Origin of the sequence: Nitrogeniibacter aestuarii, from assembly GCF_017309585.1 — a bacterium.
Classification (GTDB): domain Bacteria; phylum Pseudomonadota; class Gammaproteobacteria; order Burkholderiales; family Rhodocyclaceae; genus Nitrogeniibacter; species Nitrogeniibacter aestuarii.
Window position 1 is genome coordinate 2,136,022 of the sequence record NZ_CP071321.1, and the last position, 19,115, is coordinate 2,155,136.

At 59.5% G+C, this 19,115-nt stretch carries 14 protein-coding genes; 13 read left to right on the plus strand and 1 reads right to left on the minus strand.

Translation table 11 applies throughout. The features are described from left to right. Window positions 1–36 precede the first annotated feature (36 nt). From nuoE to J0W34_RS09875, 11 genes are all read left to right on the plus strand, one after another. Window positions 37–516, plus strand: a complete 480-nt coding sequence (gene nuoE, locus J0W34_RS09825; protein ID WP_227814701.1) for an NADH-quinone oxidoreductase subunit NuoE — start codon at window positions 37–39, stop codon at window positions 514–516. Further along, complete coding sequence (nuoF, locus tag J0W34_RS09830; RefSeq protein WP_227814700.1) at window positions 513–1,832, plus strand: NADH-quinone oxidoreductase subunit NuoF; 1,320 nt, start codon at window positions 513–515, stop codon at window positions 1,830–1,832. The genes nuoE and nuoF overlap by 4 nt, the downstream gene beginning before the upstream one ends. Beyond that, on the plus strand, window positions 1,826–4,168 hold the full coding sequence (nuoG, locus tag J0W34_RS09835) for an NADH-quinone oxidoreductase subunit NuoG (protein WP_227814699.1): 2,343 nt from the start codon (window positions 1,826–1,828) through the stop codon (window positions 4,166–4,168). Before nuoF ends, nuoG begins: the two co-directional genes overlap by 7 nt. Further along, window positions 4,168–5,214: an NADH-quinone oxidoreductase subunit NuoH gene (gene nuoH, locus J0W34_RS09840; RefSeq protein ID WP_227814698.1), complete on the plus strand. Its 1,047-nt coding sequence runs from the start codon at window positions 4,168–4,170 to the stop codon at window positions 5,212–5,214. Before nuoG ends, nuoH begins: the two co-directional genes overlap by 1 nt. A gap of 12 nt (window positions 5,215–5,226) precedes the next feature. Continuing rightward, on the plus strand, window positions 5,227–5,712 hold the full coding sequence (nuoI, locus tag J0W34_RS09845; protein WP_227814697.1) for an NADH-quinone oxidoreductase subunit NuoI: 486 nt from the start codon (window positions 5,227–5,229) through the stop codon (window positions 5,710–5,712). Between the two features lie 38 nt (window positions 5,713–5,750). Further along, a complete protein-coding gene (locus J0W34_RS09850) occupies window positions 5,751–6,353 on the plus strand; it encodes an NADH-quinone oxidoreductase subunit J (protein WP_227814696.1) in 603 nt (200 codons plus the stop codon). 33 nt (window positions 6,354–6,386) lie between these two features. Beyond that, complete coding sequence (gene nuoK, locus J0W34_RS09855; protein WP_227814695.1) at window positions 6,387–6,692, plus strand: NADH-quinone oxidoreductase subunit NuoK; 306 nt, start codon at window positions 6,387–6,389, stop codon at window positions 6,690–6,692. A 12-nt stretch (window positions 6,693–6,704) separates the two neighbouring features. After that, window positions 6,705–8,732: an NADH-quinone oxidoreductase subunit L gene (gene nuoL / locus J0W34_RS09860; protein ID WP_230971542.1), complete on the plus strand. Its 2,028-nt coding sequence runs from the start codon at window positions 6,705–6,707 to the stop codon at window positions 8,730–8,732. Between the two features lie 69 nt (window positions 8,733–8,801). Then, a complete protein-coding gene (locus J0W34_RS09865; protein WP_227814693.1) occupies window positions 8,802–10,280 on the plus strand; it encodes an NADH-quinone oxidoreductase subunit M in 1,479 nt (492 codons plus the stop codon). Between the two features lie 37 nt (window positions 10,281–10,317). Beyond that, window positions 10,318–11,811: an NADH-quinone oxidoreductase subunit NuoN gene (gene nuoN / locus J0W34_RS09870; protein ID WP_230971543.1), complete on the plus strand. Its 1,494-nt coding sequence runs from the start codon at window positions 10,318–10,320 to the stop codon at window positions 11,809–11,811. 82 nt (window positions 11,812–11,893) lie between these two features. Further along, entirely contained in the window at window positions 11,894–12,445 is a 552-nt protein-coding gene (locus J0W34_RS09875; RefSeq protein ID WP_230971544.1) for an NUDIX domain-containing protein, read from the plus strand. A 131-nt stretch (window positions 12,446–12,576) separates the two neighbouring features. Here the strand turns inward: J0W34_RS09875 and J0W34_RS09880 are convergent, their stop codons facing one another. Further along, complete coding sequence (locus J0W34_RS09880; protein ID WP_227814690.1) at window positions 12,577–15,450, minus strand: adenosylcobalamin-dependent ribonucleoside-diphosphate reductase; 2,874 nt, start codon at window positions 15,448–15,450, stop codon at window positions 12,577–12,579. A 423-nt stretch (window positions 15,451–15,873) separates the two neighbouring features. On the opposite strand from J0W34_RS09880, the gene J0W34_RS09885 reads away from it, so the two are divergent. Then, window positions 15,874–17,163, plus strand: coding sequence for an HD-GYP domain-containing protein (locus J0W34_RS09885; protein WP_230971545.1), 1,290 nt, complete (start codon window positions 15,874–15,876; stop codon window positions 17,161–17,163). Then, on the plus strand, window positions 17,160–19,100 hold the full coding sequence (locus J0W34_RS09890; protein ID WP_227814688.1) for a PAS domain-containing hybrid sensor histidine kinase/response regulator: 1,941 nt from the start codon (window positions 17,160–17,162) through the stop codon (window positions 19,098–19,100). Before J0W34_RS09885 ends, J0W34_RS09890 begins: the two co-directional genes overlap by 4 nt. Window positions 19,101–19,115 lie beyond the last annotated feature (15 nt).

Below are 19,115 nucleotides of genomic sequence, written 5' to 3' on the forward strand. Positions count from 1 at the left end.
CAACGGAATTTCGAATCAATCGGGTGTGGCCATAAGATGCTGAGCCAGGAATCCTTGAAGAAAATCGACCAGGAGGTCGCGAAGTATCCTCCGGACCAGAAGCAGTCTGCCGTCATGGGTGCCTTGCGCATCGCCCAGATGGAGAAAGGCTGGCTGGCGAAGGAGACGATTGCTTTCGTGGCCGACTACCTGGAGATGCCCGCCATTGCAGCCTATGAGGTGGCGAGCTTCTACAACATGTACGACCTCGAGCCGGTCGGTGCGCACAAGATCACCGTGTGCACCAATCTGCCCTGTGCGTTGTCCGGTGGCGTCCACGCCGCTGAATACGTCAAGCAGAAGCTGGGCATCGATTTCAACGAGACGACACCTGACGGCAAATTCACGCTCAAAGAGGGTGAGTGCATGGGCGCCTGTGGCGACGCTCCGGTGTTGCTGTTGAACAACCACAAGATGTGCAGCTGGATGACGACTGAAAAGATCGACCAGATGCTGGCGGAGCTGGCTGAACAATGAGCGCAAGAAACCTCATTCTCGCCGACCTCGACGGCGATCGTACCTGGCGACTTCAGGACTACATCAAGCGCGGCGGATACGAAGCGCTCAAGCGCATCATCGCCGACAAGATGTCCCCGGCCGACGTGATTGCCGAGGTGAAGACCTCCGTGCTGCGCGGTCGCGGCGGTGCGGGCTTCCCGACGGGGCTGAAGTGGAGCTTCATGCCCAACTCCTTCCCGGGCGACAAGTATCTGGCCTGTAACTCGGATGAAGGCGAACCGGGTACCTTCAAGGATCGCGACATCCTGCGTTACAACCCGCACACCGTGATCGAAGGCATGACGATTGCCGCTTACGCGATGGGCTGTAGCCGCGGTTACAACTACATCCACGGCGAGATCTTCGAAGTCTATGAGCGCTTCGAAGAGGCCCTTGCAGAGGCGCGTGAAGCCGGGCTGCTGGGCAAGAACATTCTCGGTTCTGATTTCAGCTTCGATCTCTTCGCGCATCACGGCTACGGTGCCTACATCTGCGGTGAAGAGACTGCGCTGCTCGAATCCATCGAGGGCAAGAAAGGGCAGCCTCGATTCAAGCCGCCGTTCCCGGCGAGCTATGGTCTGTATGGCAAGCCCACCACCATCAACAACACCGAGACCTTTGCGTCCGTGCCCTTCATCATGAAGGATGGTGGCGAGACCTTCCTGAACTACGGCAAGCCCAACAACGGCGGTACCAAGATCTTCTCGATCTCCGGTCACGTGAACAAGCCGGGCAACTATGAAATCGAGATGGGAACACCGTTCTCGGAGTTGCTCGAGATGGCCGGCGGCATGCGCGGCGGTCGCAAGCTCAAGGCGGTGATTCCGGGGGGGTCCTCTGCGCCCGTGGTTCCTGCCGACATCATGATGGACTGCACCATGGATTACGACTCGATCTCCAAGGCGGGATCGATGCTCGGTTCAGGTGCCGTCATCGTCATGGACGAGACCACGTGCATGGTCAAGGCGCTTGAGCGTCTGTCCTACTTCTATTTCGAAGAATCCTGCGGTCAATGCACGCCGTGCCGGGAAGGTACCGGCTGGCTCTATCGCGTGGTGCACCGGATCGAACACGGCCTTGGCCGTCCGGACGACCTGGATCTGCTCAACAGCGTAACGACCAACATCATGGGCCGTACGATCTGCGCGCTGGGTGATGCCGCGTCCATGCCGGTTCAGAGTTTCGTGAAGCACTTCGGCGACGAATTCGCCTATCACATCGAACACAAGAAATGTCTCGTGCCTGAAGACGTCCAGTACGAAGGCAGCAAAATCTACGTAGGTCCGACATGCTAGAAATCGAGATCGACGGCAAGCTGATTGAGGTAGAAGACGGCAGCACCGTGATGGATGCGGCCGCGAAGGTGGGGGCCTACATCCCGCACTTCTGCTACCACAAGAAGCTTTCAATTGCCGCCAACTGCCGCATGTGTCTGGTTCAGGTCGAAAAAGCGCCCAAGCCGCTGCCCGCCTGTGCCACTCCGGTCACGGCCGGCATGAAGGTGTCCACGCACTCCGATATGGCCGTCAAGGCGCAGAAAGGGGTGATGGAGTTCCTGCTGATCAACCACCCGCTGGATTGCCCGATCTGCGATCAGGGCGGTGAGTGTCAGCTTCAGGATCTGGCGGTGGGCTACGGTTCGAGCGGCTCGCGCTACGAAGAAGAAAAGCGCGTCGTGTTCAACAAGAATCTCGGCCCGCTGGTGTCGACCGATATGACCCGGTGCATCAACTGCACTCGCTGTGTCCGCTTCACGAGTGAAATCGCTGGCGAGATGGAACTGGGGCAGGCCTTCCGGGGCGAGCATGCCGAAATCATGCCGTTCATCGAGAAGACCGTCGATTCGGAGCTTTCCGGCAACATCATCGATCTGTGTCCCGTCGGCGCGCTCACGTCCAAGCCGTTCCGCTTCGCGGCGCGTACTTGGGAGCTCTCCCGCCGCAAATCGGTCAGTCCGCATGATTCCCTTGGAAGCAACCTGATCGTTCAGGTCAAGCATGATCAGGTCAAGCGTGTTCTGCCCTTCGAAAACGAAGAGATCAACGAGTGCTGGCTCTCGGATCGTGACCGTTTCAGCTATGAAGGGCTGAATGTCTCGACCCGGCTGAAGCGACCGATGATTCGTCAGGGTGACGAATGGCGCGAAACGGACTGGCAGGCTGCCCTTGAATTTGTTGGAAACAAATTGAAGAGTGTTGTTGCCGGTGCGGGTGCGGACCAGATCGGCGCCTTGGCGTCTGCGGCCTCGACGGTGGAGGAACTGTTCCTTCTGCAAAAATTCATGCGGGCCCAGGGCTCCGACAACGTCGACTTCCGTCTCCGTCAAACCGACTTCTCTGCCGATGGCAGCACTCAGGGTGCGCCATGGCTCGGCATGCCGATTGCCGGTGTGTCAGATCTAAATCGCTTGCTGGTGGTGGGCTCCAATCTGCGCAAGGATCATCCCTTGCTGGCCCAGCGTGTTCGCCAGGCGGCCAAACGCGGTCTGAAGGTCATGAGTCTTCATCCCACGGCTGACGAATGGCTCTTGCCGGTCGCCGCCCGTCTGCAGCCCAAGCCCTCGGAGATGGTGGCAGCGCTGGCTTCCGTGGTGAAGGCGCTTGCTGATGCCAAAGGCCAGGCAGTGTCCAGCGATATCGCCGGTTTGATGCCGGCGCAGATCGGTGATCAGTCGAAGGCCATTGCAGAGCTCTTCATGTCAGGCCAAAAGGCAGCGGTCTGGATTGGTAACTACGGTTCGCAGCATCCGCAAGCTGCGGCGCTGCGCCGCCTTGCACAAGAGATTGCAAACCTGACGGGTGCCGCTCATGGTGTGATCGGTGAGGCCGCCAACAGTGTGGGTGGCTACCTGGCTAACGCGATTCCGTCCGGAGCAGGCAAGAACGCCGCTGCCATGATCGCCTCGCCACTGAAAGCGTACGTGTTGCTCGGTATGGAGCCTTCACTCGATTGCGCTCAGGGCAGTGCAGCGACGCAGGCGATCAGCTCAGCTGACTTCGTGGTCTCCATGACCTCGTTCGATACCCCCGAATTGCGCGCGATCAGTCACGTCATGCTCCCGGTTTCCCCGTTCTCGGAAACCTCCGGCACGTTCGTGAGCACGGAAGGACGCGCCCAGAGTTTCGTCGCTGTGGCCAAGCCGCTTGGTGACACGCGTCCGGCGTGGAAGGTACTGCGCGTCCTCGGCAACCTGCTCGGACTCGATGGTTTTGCGTACAACGATTCCGAGGCCGTTCGCCGAGAGGCCATCGGTGAAGCGAGTGATGTGGCCGGACGTCTGGGCAACGACATCGATGGCGTGAATTTCAGTGATGTAGCACCGCTTGAAGGTATCGAACGGGTAGCCGAAGTACCGATCTACGCCGGCGATGCTCTAGTCCGTCGCGCACCGGCCTTGCAGAAGACGGCGGATGCCAAGGCACCGAGCGTTCGTGCCAACGCTGAGACCCTTTCAATGCTTGGTCTTTCATCCGGTGACATGGTCGTTGTCAAGAGTGCGAACGGACAGACCAGCCTAAAGGCTGAACTCGACGAGACCGTCGCGGGCGGGTGTGTCCGTGTGGCGACGGCATCTGAATCCACGGCGGCCCTTGGAGTGCCGACTGGTGCTGTGACGGTGGAGCGCGCCTGATGGAATTTCTGACTTCATTCCCCGATAACTATCCCCAGACCTGGACCGCGGTCTACACGCTGATCAAGATCGTCGCGATCATTGCGCCGCTCATGATTGCGGTTGCGTACCTGACGCTCGCAGAGCGTAAGGTGATCGGCTGGATGCAGGTGCGTATCGGTCCGAACCGTGTGGGGCCGCTGGGTCTGCTGCAACCGATCGCCGATGGCGTCAAGCTGTTGCTCAAGGAGATCCTCTTCCCCTCCACGAGTAGCAAGGGCCTGTTCATCATCGGTCCGATCCTGGCCATCGCACCTTCTCTGGCCGCCTGGGCGGTGGTGCCGTTCTGGGACGGCGGTGTGCTCGCAGACGTTGATGCCGGTTTGCTTTTCCTGCTCGCGATCACCTCGCTTGAAGTGTACGGTGTGATCATCGCTGGATGGGCGTCCAACTCGAAATATCCGTTCCTGGGATCGCTGCGTGCAGCCGCTCAGATGGTGTCCTACGAAGTGTCGATGGGTTTCGCACTGGTGTGCGTGTTGATGATCTCCTCATCGCTCAATCTTTCCGACATCGTTCGGTCGCAGGGCACTGGCCAGTTCGCGGACATGGGGCTGGGCTTCCTGAGCTGGAACTGGTTGCCGCTGCTGCCGATGTTCATCGTCTACATCATTTCAGGTATCGCCGAGACAGGACGCGCACCGTTTGACGTGATCGAAGGCGAATCCGAAATCGTTGCCGGACACATGGTCGAATACTCAGGCATGAGCTTCGCACTCTTCTTCCTGGCGGAATACGCCAACATGTGGCTCGTGGCCGTGCTCACCTCGCTTCTGTTCCTGGGTGGCTGGCTCTCCCCGGTGGGCTTTCTCCCCGACGGTTTCTGGTGGCTGGCCATCAAGGCATCGGCGATCATCTTCATTTTCCTGTGGGCGCGTGCGACCTTTCCGCGCTTCCGCTACGACCACATCATGCGACTGGGCTGGAAAGTGTTCATTCCGGTGACGCTGGCGTGGGTCCTTGTAACCGCAGTGTGGATCATGTCCCCGCTGTCGATCTGGAAATAAGAGAGGCTCGAGATGGGTGCAAAGGATTTTCTCGGCAGCCTTCTTCTGAAGGAATTGTTCAAGGGTATGGCAGTGACCGGTCGTCATCTGTTTGCCCGCAAGATCACGGTTCAGTTTCCGGAAGAGAAAACACCGCAGAGCCCGCGTTTTCGTGGTCTCCACGCGCTGCGTCGCTATCCCAATGGTGAAGAACGTTGCATCGCGTGCAAATTGTGCGAGGCCGTCTGCCCGGCCATGGCGATCACGATCGAATCCGATCAGCGGGACGATGGCTCGCGTCGAACGACACGTTATGACATCGACCTGACCAAGTGCATTTTCTGTGGTTTCTGCGAAGAAGCCTGTCCGGTCGATGCCATCGTGGAAACGCGTGTCTTCGAATACCACGGCGAGAAGCGGGGCGATCTCTATTACACCAAGCAGATGCTGCTGGCAGTGGGTGATCGCTATGAAGATCAGATCGCCAAGGATCGCGCCGTCGAGGCGAAATTCAGGTAAGTACAAGGGGGCAGTAACGCCTCCGGAGACATCCGAACATGGAATTCAAGACTGTCGTTTTTTTCGTGCTGGCTACGGTAATGGTGCTTGCCGCGCTGCGCGTCATCACCGCCCGAAACCCGGTGCACGCAGCATTGTTTCTGGTGCTGACCTTCTTTAATGCAGGTGGTATCTGGCTGATTCTGCAGGCCGAGTTTCTGGCCATCATGCTGGTGATGGTGTATGTCGGCGCTGTCATGGTGCTGTTCCTTTTCGTGGTGATGATGCTCGACATCAACGTTGACCGATTGCGTGAAGGATTCTGGAGCTATCTGCCGGTGGGCGCCGTGGTCGGTGTCATCATGCTGGCCGAGATGGTGCTCGTGCTTTCAGGTCCCTATTTCGGGCTCGACAACATGCCGGAGCCGCCGGCTGCGGCAGGTGACTACAGCAACACGCGCGCACTGGGGCGAATTCTGTACACCGAGTACGTTTATCCGTTCGAACTGGCATCGCTGGTGCTGCTCGTTGCAATGATCGCCGCTGTTGCGCTCACTTTGCGCCAGCGCAAGGACAGCAAGTACGTGCAGCCGTCCGAGCAGATTGCCGTCAAGCGGGCCGACCGGATCGAGGTGATCTCGATGCCGGCGGAAAAAGAATAACGAAGCGGCCGACCGCTTAGGGAGTCATTTCAGATGCTTTCGCTTTCCCACTTTCTCATTCTGGGCGCGGTGCTGTTCGCGATCAGTGTGGTGGGTATCTTCCTGAACCGGAAGAACCTCATCGTGCTGCTGATGGCGATCGAGCTGATGCTGCTATCGGTCAATATGAACTTCGTGGCCTTCTCCCATTACCTGGGTGATCTGGCCGGTCAGATTTTCGTGTTCTTCATCCTCACCGTGGCCGCAGCGGAAGCTGCCATCGGCCTCGCCATCCTGGTGGTGCTGTTCCGCAATCTGCGCACCATTCATGTGGATGATCTGGATAGCCTCAAGGGTTAAGGAAGCGTCTCGATGTCGGAAATGCAGAGTCTCTATCTGGTCGTACCGTTGGCCCCTCTGGTCGGTGCGATTCTGGCCGGTCTGTTTGGCAAAGCCATCGGCCGTACCGGTGCACATATCGTGACGATCCTGGGGGTGGCGATTGCCTTCGTCGCTTCGTTCCTGATCTTCCAGGATGTGCAGGCGGGTAACACCTTCAATGGCACGGTCTACACTTGGGCGACCAGCGGCAGTCTGACTTTCGAAGTCGGTTTCCTGATCGACGAGCTCACCGTGATGATGATGCTCGTGGTGACCTTCGTGTCGCTCATGGTGCATATCTATACCATTGGCTACATGCATGAAGATCCGGGCTACCAGCGCTTCTTCAGCTACATCTCGCTCTTCACTTTCTCCATGCTGATGCTGGTGATGTCGAACAACTTCCTGCAGTTGTTCTTCGGCTGGGAAGCCGTGGGTCTGGTGTCCTACCTGCTGATTGGCTTCTGGTATACCAAGCCGACTGCCATCTTCGCCAACATGAAGGCCTTCCTGGTGAACCGTGTGGGTGACTTCGGTTTCCTCCTCGGGATCGGCCTGATCGCCGCCTACACCGGCAGCCTGAATTACGCCGAGGTATTCGCTCAGGCGGACGCTCTGTCTGCCAAGACCATTGAGCTGTTTCCGGGTTCGCCGTGGCTGCTGATCAGCGTGATCTGCATCTGCCTGTTCATCGGTGCCATGGGTAAATCCGCCCAGGTACCGCTGCACGTCTGGCTGCCGGATTCCATGGAAGGTCCGACCCCGATTTCGGCACTGATTCACGCAGCCACCATGGTGACGGCCGGTATCTTCATGGTCGCGCGCATGTCGCCGCTGTTCGAACTGTCCGAGACCGCACTGTCCTTCGTCCTTGTGATCGGCGCGACGACAGCTCTGTTCATGGGTTTCCTGGGCATCATCCAGAACGACATCAAACGTGTGGTGGCCTATTCCACGCTCTCACAGCTCGGCTACATGACGGTTGCACTCGGTGTGTCGGCCTATTCGGCTGCGGTGTTCCATCTGATGACGCACGCCTTCTTCAAAGCGCTGCTGTTCCTGGGCGCCGGCTCCGTGATCATTGGCATGCATCATGATCAGGACATGCGCAATATGGGTGGCCTTCGCAAGTACATGCCGATCACCTGGATCACGTCCTTGCTCGGCTCCCTTGCCCTGATCGGCTTCCCCTTCCTGTCCGGTTTCTACTCGAAAGACTCGATCATCGAAGCAGTGCATTTCTCCAGCATCCCGGGTGCCGGCTATGCCTACTTCTGTGTCATTGCGGGCGTGTTTGTGACCGCTTTCTACTCTTTCCGGATGTATTTCCTCGTGTTCCACGGTGAGGAGCGATTCGGCAAGGCGCATGACGATCACCATGCCCACGAGGATGCGCATGACGACCATGGCGACGATCATCATCATGGCTTGGCGCCGGGCCAGAAGCCCCATGAAAGCCCGATGGTGGTCTGGCTTCCGCTGGTCCTGCTCGCGATTCCGTCCGTTTTGGTGGGCTTCTTTACCATCGAACCGATGCTCTTCGGTGAATGGTTCAAGAATGCGATCTATATCGCTCCGGCGCATGACACCATCGGTGAGCTGGCCAACGAGTTTCATGGCCCGGTCGCCATGGCGGTCCATGGCCTGCAAACGCTGCCCTTCTGGCTGGCAATGGGTGGCGTAGCACTGTCCTATTTCTTCTACATGATCGCGCCGCAGATTCCGGCTGCCATCATGCGTACCTTCAAGCCGATCTACGTCTTGCTCGACAACAAGTACTACTTCGACAAGTTCAACGAGACTTTCTTCGCTGGTGGTGCCCGCTTGCTGGGCAAGGGGCTCTTCAAGGGCGGCGACCAGGGCCTCATCGATGGTCTGGTCATCAACGGCACGGCCCGGTCGGTCAGCCTGATCGCACAGCTGAGCCGACTGTTCCAGTCCGGCCATATTTACCAGTACGCCTTCTCGATGATCATCGGTGTGTGCATTCTCCTGTCGCTGTGGTTCAGCGTCATCTGAGTGCGTCATGCGAACGGTTTTTAACAAGAATCAAACGCGCCAGGCTGGCGCCATGAACGGATAGTAGCGATGACGGGTATGCCTTTCCTTAGCCTCGCGATTTGGGTGCCGATCATCGGTGGCCTGCTGGTGCTTGCCACTGGTTCCGATCGCAACGCGCCCATGGCGCGCTCACTGGCCCTGCTGGTCTCGGTGGTCGGATTCCTTGTCACGATCCCGCTCTATACCGGTTTCGATACCGCCACCTCGAACATGCAGTTCGTGGAACAGGCCAGCTGGATACCCGCCTTCAACATCAGTTACTACCTTGGTGTTGACGGGTTGTCCGTGCTGTTCGTCCTGCTCAACAGCTTCATCACCGTCCTTGTGGTCGTTGCCGGCTGGCAAGTGATCCAGAGCAAGGTGGGTCAGTACATGGCGGCCTTCCTGATCATGTCGGGTCTGCTCAACGGTATTTTCTCCGCACTCGACGGCGTGCTTTTCTATGTCTTCTTCGAAGCGTCGCTGATCCCGCTGTACCTCATCATCGGTGTCTGGGGTGGGCCGAACCGCGTGTATGCGGCTTTCAAGTTCTTCCTCTATACCCTGGCGGGTTCGTTGCTGATGCTGGTGGCACTGATCTATCTGTTCATGCAGAGCGGTAGCTTCAACATCCTCGAATGGCACGACCTGCGCATTGGTATGGAGGCGCAGAGCCTGATGTTCTGGGCATTCCTGATCGCATTCGCGGTGAAGGTGCCGATGTGGCCGGTGCACACATGGCTGCCGGATGCCCACGTGGAAGCGCCCACCGGCGGTTCCGTGGTGCTGGCCGCGATCGGTCTGAAGCTGGGTGCCTACGGTTTCCTGCGCTTTACGCTGCCGATCCTTCCGGACGCCTCCCAGGCAATGGCGCCGCTGATCATTACCCTGTCCCTGATCGCTGTCGTCTATATCGGTTTCGTGGCCCTGATCCAGACGGACATGAAAAAGCTGGTGGCGTACTCCTCGATCGCCCACATGGGTTTCGTGACGCTGGGCTTCTTCATTTTCAATCCGCTGGGAGTCGAAGGCGCGCTCGTGCAGATGATCTCCCACGGCTTCGTGTCGGGCGCCATGTTCCTTTGCATCGGTGTGCTTTACGACCGCATGCACTCACGCAAGATTGCGGACTATGGTGGCGTGGTCAATACCATGCCGAAGTTCGCGGCCTTCTTCATGCTCTTCGCCATGGCCAATGCAGGCCTGCCAGGCACCAGCGGCTTCGTGGGTGAATTCATGGTTGCCCTTGGCGCCGTGCAGTACAACTTCTGGGTGGCCTTTGTCGCCGCCACCACGCTGATCGTGGGCGCTGCCTACACGCTGTGGATGTACAAGCGGGTGGTGTTCGGTGCGGTGGCCAACGAAAACGTGGCCAAGCTCGAGGACATCAACAATCGCGAGTTCGCGTTCCTTGCCGTGCTCGCAGCCTGCACCTTGATCATGGGTATTTATCCGTTGCCGGTTACCGAAGTCATGCATGCCTCGGTCAATAACCTGCTGCAACACGTCGCGACGAGCAAGCTCTGAGCGTCCAGCTGAATAAGATACTGGGATTGGTCTGACGATGAACTTTGTAGTCCCCGATTTTGCGCCTGCCGCCACCGAACTGTTCGTGGCAGGAATGTCGCTGGTCATCTTGCTGCTGACCGTCTTTGCTCGCCAGTCGGCGCGTAACCTGGGTTACATGCTGACCCAGCTCACCCTGATCGTGGCTGCATTGATCACCATCTTCACCATGGATGGTCAGATCAAGACGACGCTCAGCGACATGTACGTCGATGATCTCTTCGGTGACGTGGTCAAAGTGCTGATCTGCTTTGCCGTCGTGACTGCACTCATCTACGGTCGAGGCTATGCGGCCGACCGTGGGTTCGACAAGCCCGAGTATCACCTGCTGGCGCTGTTCTCAACGCTGGGCATGATGGTGATGACGTCTGCGAATCACTTCCTGACCATCTACATCGGTCTCGAGATGCTGTCCCTTTCCCTTTACGCCATGGTGGCCCTTGACCGCGATTCGGCACGCAGTACCGAAGCAGCGATGAAGTATTTCATCCTCGGCGCGTTGGCATCGGGTCTGCTGCTCTACGGGATGTCGATGATCTACGGCGCGACCGGCAATCTGTCACTGGGTGGCATCAGCCAGGCCATCTACAACCAGTCGGCAGCACTCGATGGTGTCTCGAGCATGACGGTGCTGACGCTTGGTCTGGTATTCGTGGTCGCAGGTCTGGCCTTCAAGTTCGGTGTTGTGCCGTTCCACATGTGGGTTCCTGACGTCTATCACGGGGCGCCGACGTCGGTGACGCTGCTGATCGGCTCCGCACCCAAACTGGCTGCCTTTGCCATGGCGATTCGTTTGCTGGTCGGTGGCATGCTGGATCTGGCGGAGCACTGGCAGACGATGCTCATGATCATGGCGGTCGCCTCCCTAGTGCTCGGAAACATTGCGGCGATCGCGCAGAGCAACCTGAAGCGGATGCTGGCCTATTCGGGCATCTCTCACATGGGTTTCGTCTTCCTTGGCCTGCTTTCCGGCGTGGTCGACGGTAATCAGGATCTCATCCTGTCCGCATACAGCTCTGCGATGTTCTACGCTGTGGCTTATGTGGTCATGAGCCTGGCGTCATTCGGAATTCTGATCCTGTTGTCGCGGTCCGGGTTCGAGGCTGAAGAGATCGTCGATCTCAAAGGCCTGAACAAGCGCAGTTCGTGGTTTGCCGCCATGATGATGATCATCATGTTCTCGATGGCGGGTATTCCGTTCTTCGTGGGCTTCTTTGCCAAGATGTCGATTCTTCAATCACTTGTGGCCGCCGACATGGTCTGGCTCGCAGTGTTTGCAGTGCTCATGTCGTTGATCGGTGCCTTCTACTACCTGCGCGTGGTCAAGGTCATGTACTTTGACGATCCGGTCGATACGATGCCGATTCATTCTGCGCCGGATGTCCGCGTGCTGCTGTCGGTCAACTGTCTGGCAATTGCCGTGCTCGGTTTGCTGCCGCAGCAGCTGATTGCCCTGTGTCAGCAGGCGCTGGTGCTCAGCCTGCCGCTGTAAGCATCCAGGGTTAGAATCGACGCCGTGGAGCCGAGAGGCTTCACGGCGTTTTTGTTTGATTGCCTCAGAGGAGACTGTGGTCGTGCTCAAGACCAATGAAGATGCCCTGACCGAAACCCAGCTTGAGACCGAGCAGGTCTTTGACGGGGTCCTGTTGAACGTGCATCGTGACAAAGTCCGCCTGCCGGACGGCAAGACCGGGATCCGAGAATACATTACGCACCCGGGGGCCGTAGCGATCATCGCCATCTTGCCGGATGGGCGACTGATCTTTGAACGACAGTACCGCTATCCGCTGCATCGCGCCTTTCTGGAAATTCCCGCCGGCAAGATCGACGCGGGTGAGGCCATTGAAGCGTGCGCACGGCGCGAGCTGCGCGAAGAGACGGGCTACGAGGCGGCATCCTGGGAGCATGTGGGGGTCATGCATCCGTGCATTGGCTATTCAAATGAGCGCATCGAGGTTTTCATCGCGCGCGATCTGACCCATGTGGGTCACGCCTGGGATGAAGGTGAATTTCTGGAACTGTTGTCCTTGAGTCTTGATGAAGTCCGTGCGGCGGTCTCGGCGGGCGAAATCACCGACGGCAAGACCATGACCGCGCTATTCATGGCGCTGGATCGACTGGTCTGAAAATGCGTTCAGGCGGGCCGTGACGGTCCGCGGCCCACTCAGCAGGACGGCAGGTGAGTGGGGCGCATCAAGGAAAAAACCCGTGGCCTTGGCCACGGGTTTTTTACTTCGGCGTTGCTATGTTGCGGTCTTCAACCGCAGGTGCCGACCGCGCCGCAGGCCGTGCAGAAGTCGCAGCCATCCTTGCGGATCATGGAATAGTTGCCACACTCAGGACACAGGGAGCCTTGCATGAGCTTGGGCTCGTTGTCGTCGCGCGGCGCTTCGAGAATGCCCATTTCCTGCACCGGATAGCCTTTCTCGTCCAGCACGCCCAGCATGGCGTAACGGTGGATGATCAGCTGCGCCAGGTAGGCCACGGTCGAGGGGTAGTTCTGCTGCTTGCGCGAGCCCGGCACGAAGGCCATGAAGTCACCCAGCGGTTCCGGATAATCCACCAGCTTGCGCAGCTTCATGCCGATCCAGGCCGGATCCATGACACGCATGTCGAGCGACAGGATACGGGCCAGACCATCCAGGGCGCGCGGGTAGTTGCCCGACAGCCACATGGAGTAGGGGCGGGTGACGCCGTCCGGTAGGGTGATTTCCTTGATGCCGAGCACGAAGTCTTCGCCAGTAGCCGGGTTGTTGATATCCACGGTCCAGGACAGGGTGCCGTCGGTACCGGTCTTCGGCTCCTGCAGGCTGAACAGGGAGTCGAGCACCGGCGTGGGGCCCTCGACTTCCAGTGCACCGAGTTTCTCCGCACGGTAGTTCACCACCTGTGCGAACGCGGCCACCGCGCCGGGTACCAGCTTCTTCTCGCCATGCGGCGGGAAGGCCATTTCGAAGGACTTTTCGCCGATGGTACGGGACAGGGTCTCGAGCTTGAGCTTGAGCCAGCCACGGTCGTTGGCACGCATGTCCATGGACAGGGTCTTGGCGACCGCACCGAGGCCACGTGGCTGATCGGCACCGTTGACCCAGACTTCGAACGGGAAGGCACCCTGGCCGTTGTTCTCCATGTGGCCCACGAACAGGGCGAACTCCCCTTGCGGGGTGGAGAGCATGTAGGTCCAGGCGGAATTGCCGTCCGGGCATTCGGGGCGGCCCGGCCAGCGCAGGGATGAGAGCACCGGCGCCGGCAGATTCTTGATCGCCAGACGCTTGTTGGCATCGGTGATCTCGACGTCCTGCGGGGACTTGTTCTCTTCGCTGGTAGTGCTGGACGAGACAGACAGCACGGAACCGAGCACCGAGTTCGGCCGATAGGTGGCCAGACCCTTCAGGCCGGCTTTCCAGGCCGTCAGGTAGAGGTCTTCAAAGTCGGCATACGGGTAGTCGGCCGGCACATTCACCGTCTTGGAGATGGACGTGTCGATGTACGGAGCCACGGCAGCGACCATATCCTTGTGAGCTTGCGCGGAAATTTCCAGCGCAGTCACGAAGGACTCGGGCAGCTTGTCGACGTTGCCGCCCATATGGCGGAACAGACGCCACGCGTAATCCTCGACCGCGTACTCCTTGAAGGTACCGTCCGCCATACGCTTGCGGCGGGTGTAGGTATAGGAGAAGGGCGGTTCGATGCCGTTGGAGGCGTTATCCGCGAAGGCCAGCGAGATGGTGCCGGTCGGGGCGATGGACAGCAGGTGCGAGTTGCGGATGCCGTGCTTGCGGATCTCGTCCTTGACCTTGTTGGGCAGGCGCGAGGCAAAGTTGCCGCCGGACAGGTACATATCGGCGTTGAAAAGCTTGAAGGCGCCGCGCTCCTTGGCCAACTCGACGGAGGCGAGGTAGGACTGATCACGCATGAACTCGGAAATCTTGGTGGCCATCTCGCGGGCACGCTGGGTGTCATAACGCAGGCCGAGCATGGCCAGGGCATTGCCCAGGCCAGTGAAACCCAGACCCACGCGACGCTTGGACTGGGCTTCTTCGTGCTGCTGTTCGAGCGGCCAGTGCGTGGCTTCGAGCACGTTGTCGAGCATGCGGGTGGACGTTGCCACCACCTTGGCAAAACCGTCGAAGTCGAACTTGGCCTTGTCACTGAACGGTTCGCGCACGAACGGCGTCAGGTTGATCGAACCCAGGCAGCAGCAGCCATACGGCGGCAGCGGTTGTTCGGCGCACGGGTTGGTGGCCTCGATGGTTTCGCAGTAGTAGAGGTTGTTGTCGCGGTTGATGCGATCCAGGAACAGGATGCCCGGCTCGGCGTGGTCGTAGGTGGACTTCATCACCTGATCCCACAGTTCGCGAGCACGGACCTTGCGATACACCCACTGACCGTCGTCGCGCTGGAATGCGCCGGCTTCCTTGACTTCGTCCGTCGGCTCGGCCACGTGGGCCAGCTCGATCTCGGTATCGTCTTCGACGGCTTGCATGAAAGCGTCGGTGACCCCGAGAGAAATGTTGAAGTTGGTCAGGTCGCCTTCATCCTTGGCGTGGATGAATTCCTCGATGTCCGGGTGGTCACAGCGCAGCACACCCATCTGGGCGCCACGACGGGCGCCTGCGGACTCGACGGTCTCGCAGGAGCGGTCGAACACGCGCATGTAGGAGACCGGACCGGACGCGTTGGACTGGGTGCCCTTGACCAGCGCGCCCTTCGGGCGAATGGAGGAGAAATCGTAGCCAACACCACCACCGCGGCGCATGGTCTCGGCCGCTTGAGCCAGCGCGGTGTAGATGCCCGGACGGCCGTCGATGGATTCGGTCACGGAATCGCCGACCGGCTGCACGAAGCAGTTGATCAGCGTGGCCGCCAGTTTGGTGCCGGCAGCAGAGTTGATACGGCCTGCGGGAACGAAACCCTTTTCCTGGGCTTCGTAGAACTTGGCTTCCCAGTGGGCACGTTTGTCTTCAGTTTCGACGGCAGCCAGGGCATGGGCCACGCGACGGCGCACGGCTTCGATGCTCTGTTCGTCTCCCTTGGCGTACTTCTCGAGCAGCACCTCGCCGGAAATCTCCTGGGCTTCCAGCGTGCTGGCATCGGCAATCTTTTTCTGGTCTTGGGCGGCTTTGCTCATTGTCTGTGTCTCATCCCTCGATACGAATAGGCGACTTCATTGGAACGGCGACAAGGATAACCCCATGATCTGGGAAAAGCAAAAAATATAAAACATCAAAAAAACAATCACTTATCGTTATTTGTTGTAGTGTGCATTTTTTTGGTGCTACTAGATATAGTAGTGCGTTTTTTGCCGTTTTGCGCTGCAAAACGCAAGATAATCAGTCGCTTGGCGATGACTTCTGAGCTGGAAGTGCAGCTTTCGGACCTACTGCCGACCGTTCGTCGATGACATAAAGTTTTTCTTATCACCAAAACTGTGCGCGTCTAATCCATGCAATTGACATGGTTTTTGGCAATCACACGACGCATGCACTCAAGGCGGTCGTTGCCCGTGCCGTAATTCCTTCGAGTTCCCTGACTTGTGAGCCTGCGCGAGGCAATGACCACCGCCGATTCCCGTTACGTCACGCCGGATCAACTGAGATCCGGTCTCTTCGTTCATCTTGACCTGCCCTGGTTCAAGCATCCATTCACGTTCTCGAGCTTCCGCATTGTCAGCCAGAGCCAGATCACGGAAATTCGTGGCCTCGGGCTGAGTCGAGTGCGGATCGATCTGACGCAGTCCGACGATGCTGCACTCCAGGCCCTGGATGCCACCGAGGCAGCCGACGAGCCGGCAGTCGCTGAGGCTGGAGCCGACGAGCCGGTGCCCGAGGTGGCACCGGAAGTGGCTGAACGCATGGCGCGCCTGACCGAGCGGCGCAGGCGGGTTTCGGAAGTCGAGCGCGCCTTCATGAAGGCCGCCAATGTAATGCGCAACATCAACCAGAACCTGTTCGCACAGCCGCAGGTGTGCCTCGAAGAGGTGGGGGGGCTCGTGGGCGAGATGGTGGCAGCGTTGCTCGATTCGCCGGAGAGCACCCTGCATGTCATGAGCGAGAAGGCCGGTGGTGAGGATTCGTACTATCACGGCCTGAACACTTCGGTGCTGTGCATGATGCTGGCCAAGGACCTCGGCCTCAGCAACGAGGCAGGCCACATTCTCGGCGTCGGTGCCCTGCTGCATGATCTGGGGCATGTGGACATCCCCGACAAGGTGCTCAAGAAGCGCGACGCCCTCACACGAGCCGAGCAGGACTTGCGCAACATGCACTGCGAATACGGCGTCAAGCGCGGCGCTCAGATCGGGCTCTCGAAGCCGGTGCTGAAAATCATTGCCCAGCACCACGAATATGCGGACGGAACCGGTTTCCCCGCACGACTCAAAGGTGAGCAGATCGATCCGCTCGCGCGCATCGTGGCGCTGGTCAATCACTACGACAACCTGTGCAACCCGGTTGACCTCACCAAGGCACTCACACCCCATGAGGCCCTGTCGATGATGTTTGCGCAGCGGCGCCAGAAGTTCGACGCCAAGGTCTTGCAGCTGCTGGTGCGCCGCCTCGGGGTTTATCCGCCGGGCACGATCGTCGTGCTGTCGAATGACGTGATTGCCATGGTGTCCTCGGTCAACTCGCGCTCACCGCTTCGGCCTTGCGTCATTCTGCACGATCCGGACATCCCCAAGGACGAGGCTATGATTCTCGACCTGGAGCAGGAGTCGGGGATCAACATCAGCAAGTCCTTGCGACCGGTTCAACTGCCGGCGGATGTCTACGACTATCTGAGCCCGCGCAAGCGGGTGACCTATTTCTTCGACGCAGAACAGTCTGACCCGGCACGCTCATGAGTTCGCTTTCTGATCTCGCCCTCATGCTCGACGGTTCCCATGAGTTGCTCATGGTGGTGGAGGCGGCTGACCTGAGCATTCGTGACGCCAACCGGGCGGCCATGTCTGCACTGGGGCTCACTCGGGACGAACTTATCGGCAAGCCGATCACCGATCTGGAGTGTGCGCTCACCGATGTTTTCTATTGGGAAGAGGTGCGCGCGGGCGCCGCAGGTGACCTGCGCGATGCCGAAGGGCTCTATCAGCGCGCGGATGGCGGTCTCATCCCGGTGCGAAAGTGGGTGCGCCGCGTGGGCGATGCACTCGTGATTCGCGCCGAGGACGACAGCGAGCGCAAAGGGGCCGAAGAGGCCCTGGCCCATCTCACCTCACGCCTTCGGGCAACGCTCGAGGCCACCGCGGACGGGATTCTCATGCTCGACCACAGCGGCAAGATCGCGGGCATGAACCGGCGCTTTGCCCATATGTGGGCCTGCCCGGAAGAGACGCTCATCACCTCCGACGATGCTGCGGTCCTGGGCTGGATACAGCGTCAGGTGGCGCCGGTCGGTGCCGGCCGTTTTGCCGAACTGCTGGGCGATCCCACCGATGACACCGAAACCTTCGACACCTTTTTGCTGATCGACGGACGCAGTTTCGAGTGCAAGTCGCGCCCGGCACGGCATGCGGAACAGATCATCGGCCGCGTGTACTGCTTTACCGATGTGACCGAGCGTTTGCGTGCCGAGCAGGAGCTCATTGCCGCCAAGGACGCCGCCGATGCGGCCAACCGGGCGAAGGGCGACTTTCTGGCCATGATGTCCCACGAGATCCGGACCCCGATGAACGGGGTCATCGGCATGGCTGCGCTGCTCGAAGCCTCAGAGCTCGATGACGAGCAGCGCAGCTACTGCGAAACGATTCGCAGCAGTGGCGAAGCGCTGCTCTCGATCATCAACGACATCCTCGACTATTCCAAGATCGAAGCCAAGAAGCTTTCCCTTGAGATCATGCCCTTCGACCTCGGCGTGATGGTCGATAGTCTGGCCAGGCTGTTTTCCGCCCGGGTCAAGGAAACGGGTGTGGCACTGGTCTGCAATCTGGACCCGGCGATTCCCAAGACCCTGCTCGGAGACGAGGGGCGCCTGCGTCAGATTCTCATCAACCTGGTGGGCAATGCCTTCAAGTTCACGCATGCCGGCCAGGTCTCCGTGACCGTGCGTCTGGCTGCACCGCAGCCGGGAGACGAAGGCAACGATCTGCGCGTTCATGTGTCGGTGCGCGACACCGGCATCGGCATTGGCGAAGAACAGCGCGCGCGGATCTTTGCGCCGTTCGAACAAGCCGACATGTCCACCACGCGTCGCTATGGCGGCACCGGGCTGGGACTGTCAATCTGTCGCATGCTCACTGACCTGATGCAGGGTCAGATCGGGGTGGAAAGCGCGCCCGGGCAGGGCTCCGACTTCTGGTTCAACGTGCGTTTGCGCAAGTCGGGTGGCGTGACGCCCGAGCTGGTCGCTGGTGAAGGCCATGCGCGGCCGGTCTTGCGACGGGGCACGCGTGTGCTGCTGGTCGAGGACAATGCGGTCAACCGCAAGGTGCTGGGCAAATTTCTCGATCGTCTCGGCGTCAATGATGCGGTCGCGGTGGAAGATGGCATCGCCGCCATCGCCGCGTGCTGCGAGGAGACCTTCGATCTCATCTTCATGGACACCCACATGCCCGGGATGGATGGCCTGGAGACCACGCGCAAACTGCGCACTGCCGGTGTCGTTTCGCGCATTATCGGCGTCAGTGCCGATGTGCTGGATGAAGACCGCACAGCCGCCATTCGTGCCGGCATGGATGACTACCTGAGCAAGCCCATTTCATTGCCGGCGCTGGTCGGCGCGATCGAACGCTGGCGCACCAGTCTGGCCGAGGCGGGCGGCAGCGATCGGGATCGAGGTCGCTAGCAGGCTTGCGCTTGG

Excerpts from the sequence above, each read along its gene's own strand:
- nuoK (WP_227814695.1), top strand. The coding sequence starts at position 6,387 with ATGCTTTCGCTTTCCCACTTTCTCATTCTGGGCGCGGTGCTGTTCGCG.
- J0W34_RS09865 (WP_227814693.1), top strand. The coding sequence starts at position 8,802 with ATGACGGGTATGCCTTTCCTTAGCCTCGCGATTTGGGTGCCGATCATC.
- nuoG (WP_227814699.1), top strand. The coding sequence starts at position 1,826 with ATGCTAGAAATCGAGATCGACGGCAAGCTGATTGAGGTAGAAGACGGC.
- nuoL (WP_230971542.1), top strand. The coding sequence starts at position 6,705 with ATGTCGGAAATGCAGAGTCTCTATCTGGTCGTACCGTTGGCCCCTCTG.
- nuoN (WP_230971543.1), top strand. The coding sequence starts at position 10,318 with ATGAACTTTGTAGTCCCCGATTTTGCGCCTGCCGCCACCGAACTGTTC.
- J0W34_RS09880 (WP_227814690.1), bottom strand. The coding sequence starts at position 15,450 with ATGAGCAAAGCCGCCCAAGACCAGAAAAAGATTGCCGATGCCAGCACG.
- nuoH (WP_227814698.1), top strand. The coding sequence starts at position 4,168 with ATGGAATTTCTGACTTCATTCCCCGATAACTATCCCCAGACCTGGACC.
- J0W34_RS09890 (WP_227814688.1), top strand. The coding sequence starts at position 17,160 with ATGAGTTCGCTTTCTGATCTCGCCCTCATGCTCGACGGTTCCCATGAG.
- nuoE (WP_227814701.1), top strand. The coding sequence starts at position 37 with ATGCTGAGCCAGGAATCCTTGAAGAAAATCGACCAGGAGGTCGCGAAG.
- J0W34_RS09850 (WP_227814696.1), top strand. The coding sequence starts at position 5,751 with ATGGAATTCAAGACTGTCGTTTTTTTCGTGCTGGCTACGGTAATGGTG.
- J0W34_RS09885 (WP_230971545.1), top strand. The coding sequence starts at position 15,874 with ATGACCACCGCCGATTCCCGTTACGTCACGCCGGATCAACTGAGATCC.
- nuoF (WP_227814700.1), top strand. The coding sequence starts at position 513 with ATGAGCGCAAGAAACCTCATTCTCGCCGACCTCGACGGCGATCGTACC.
- nuoI (WP_227814697.1), top strand. The coding sequence starts at position 5,227 with ATGGGTGCAAAGGATTTTCTCGGCAGCCTTCTTCTGAAGGAATTGTTC.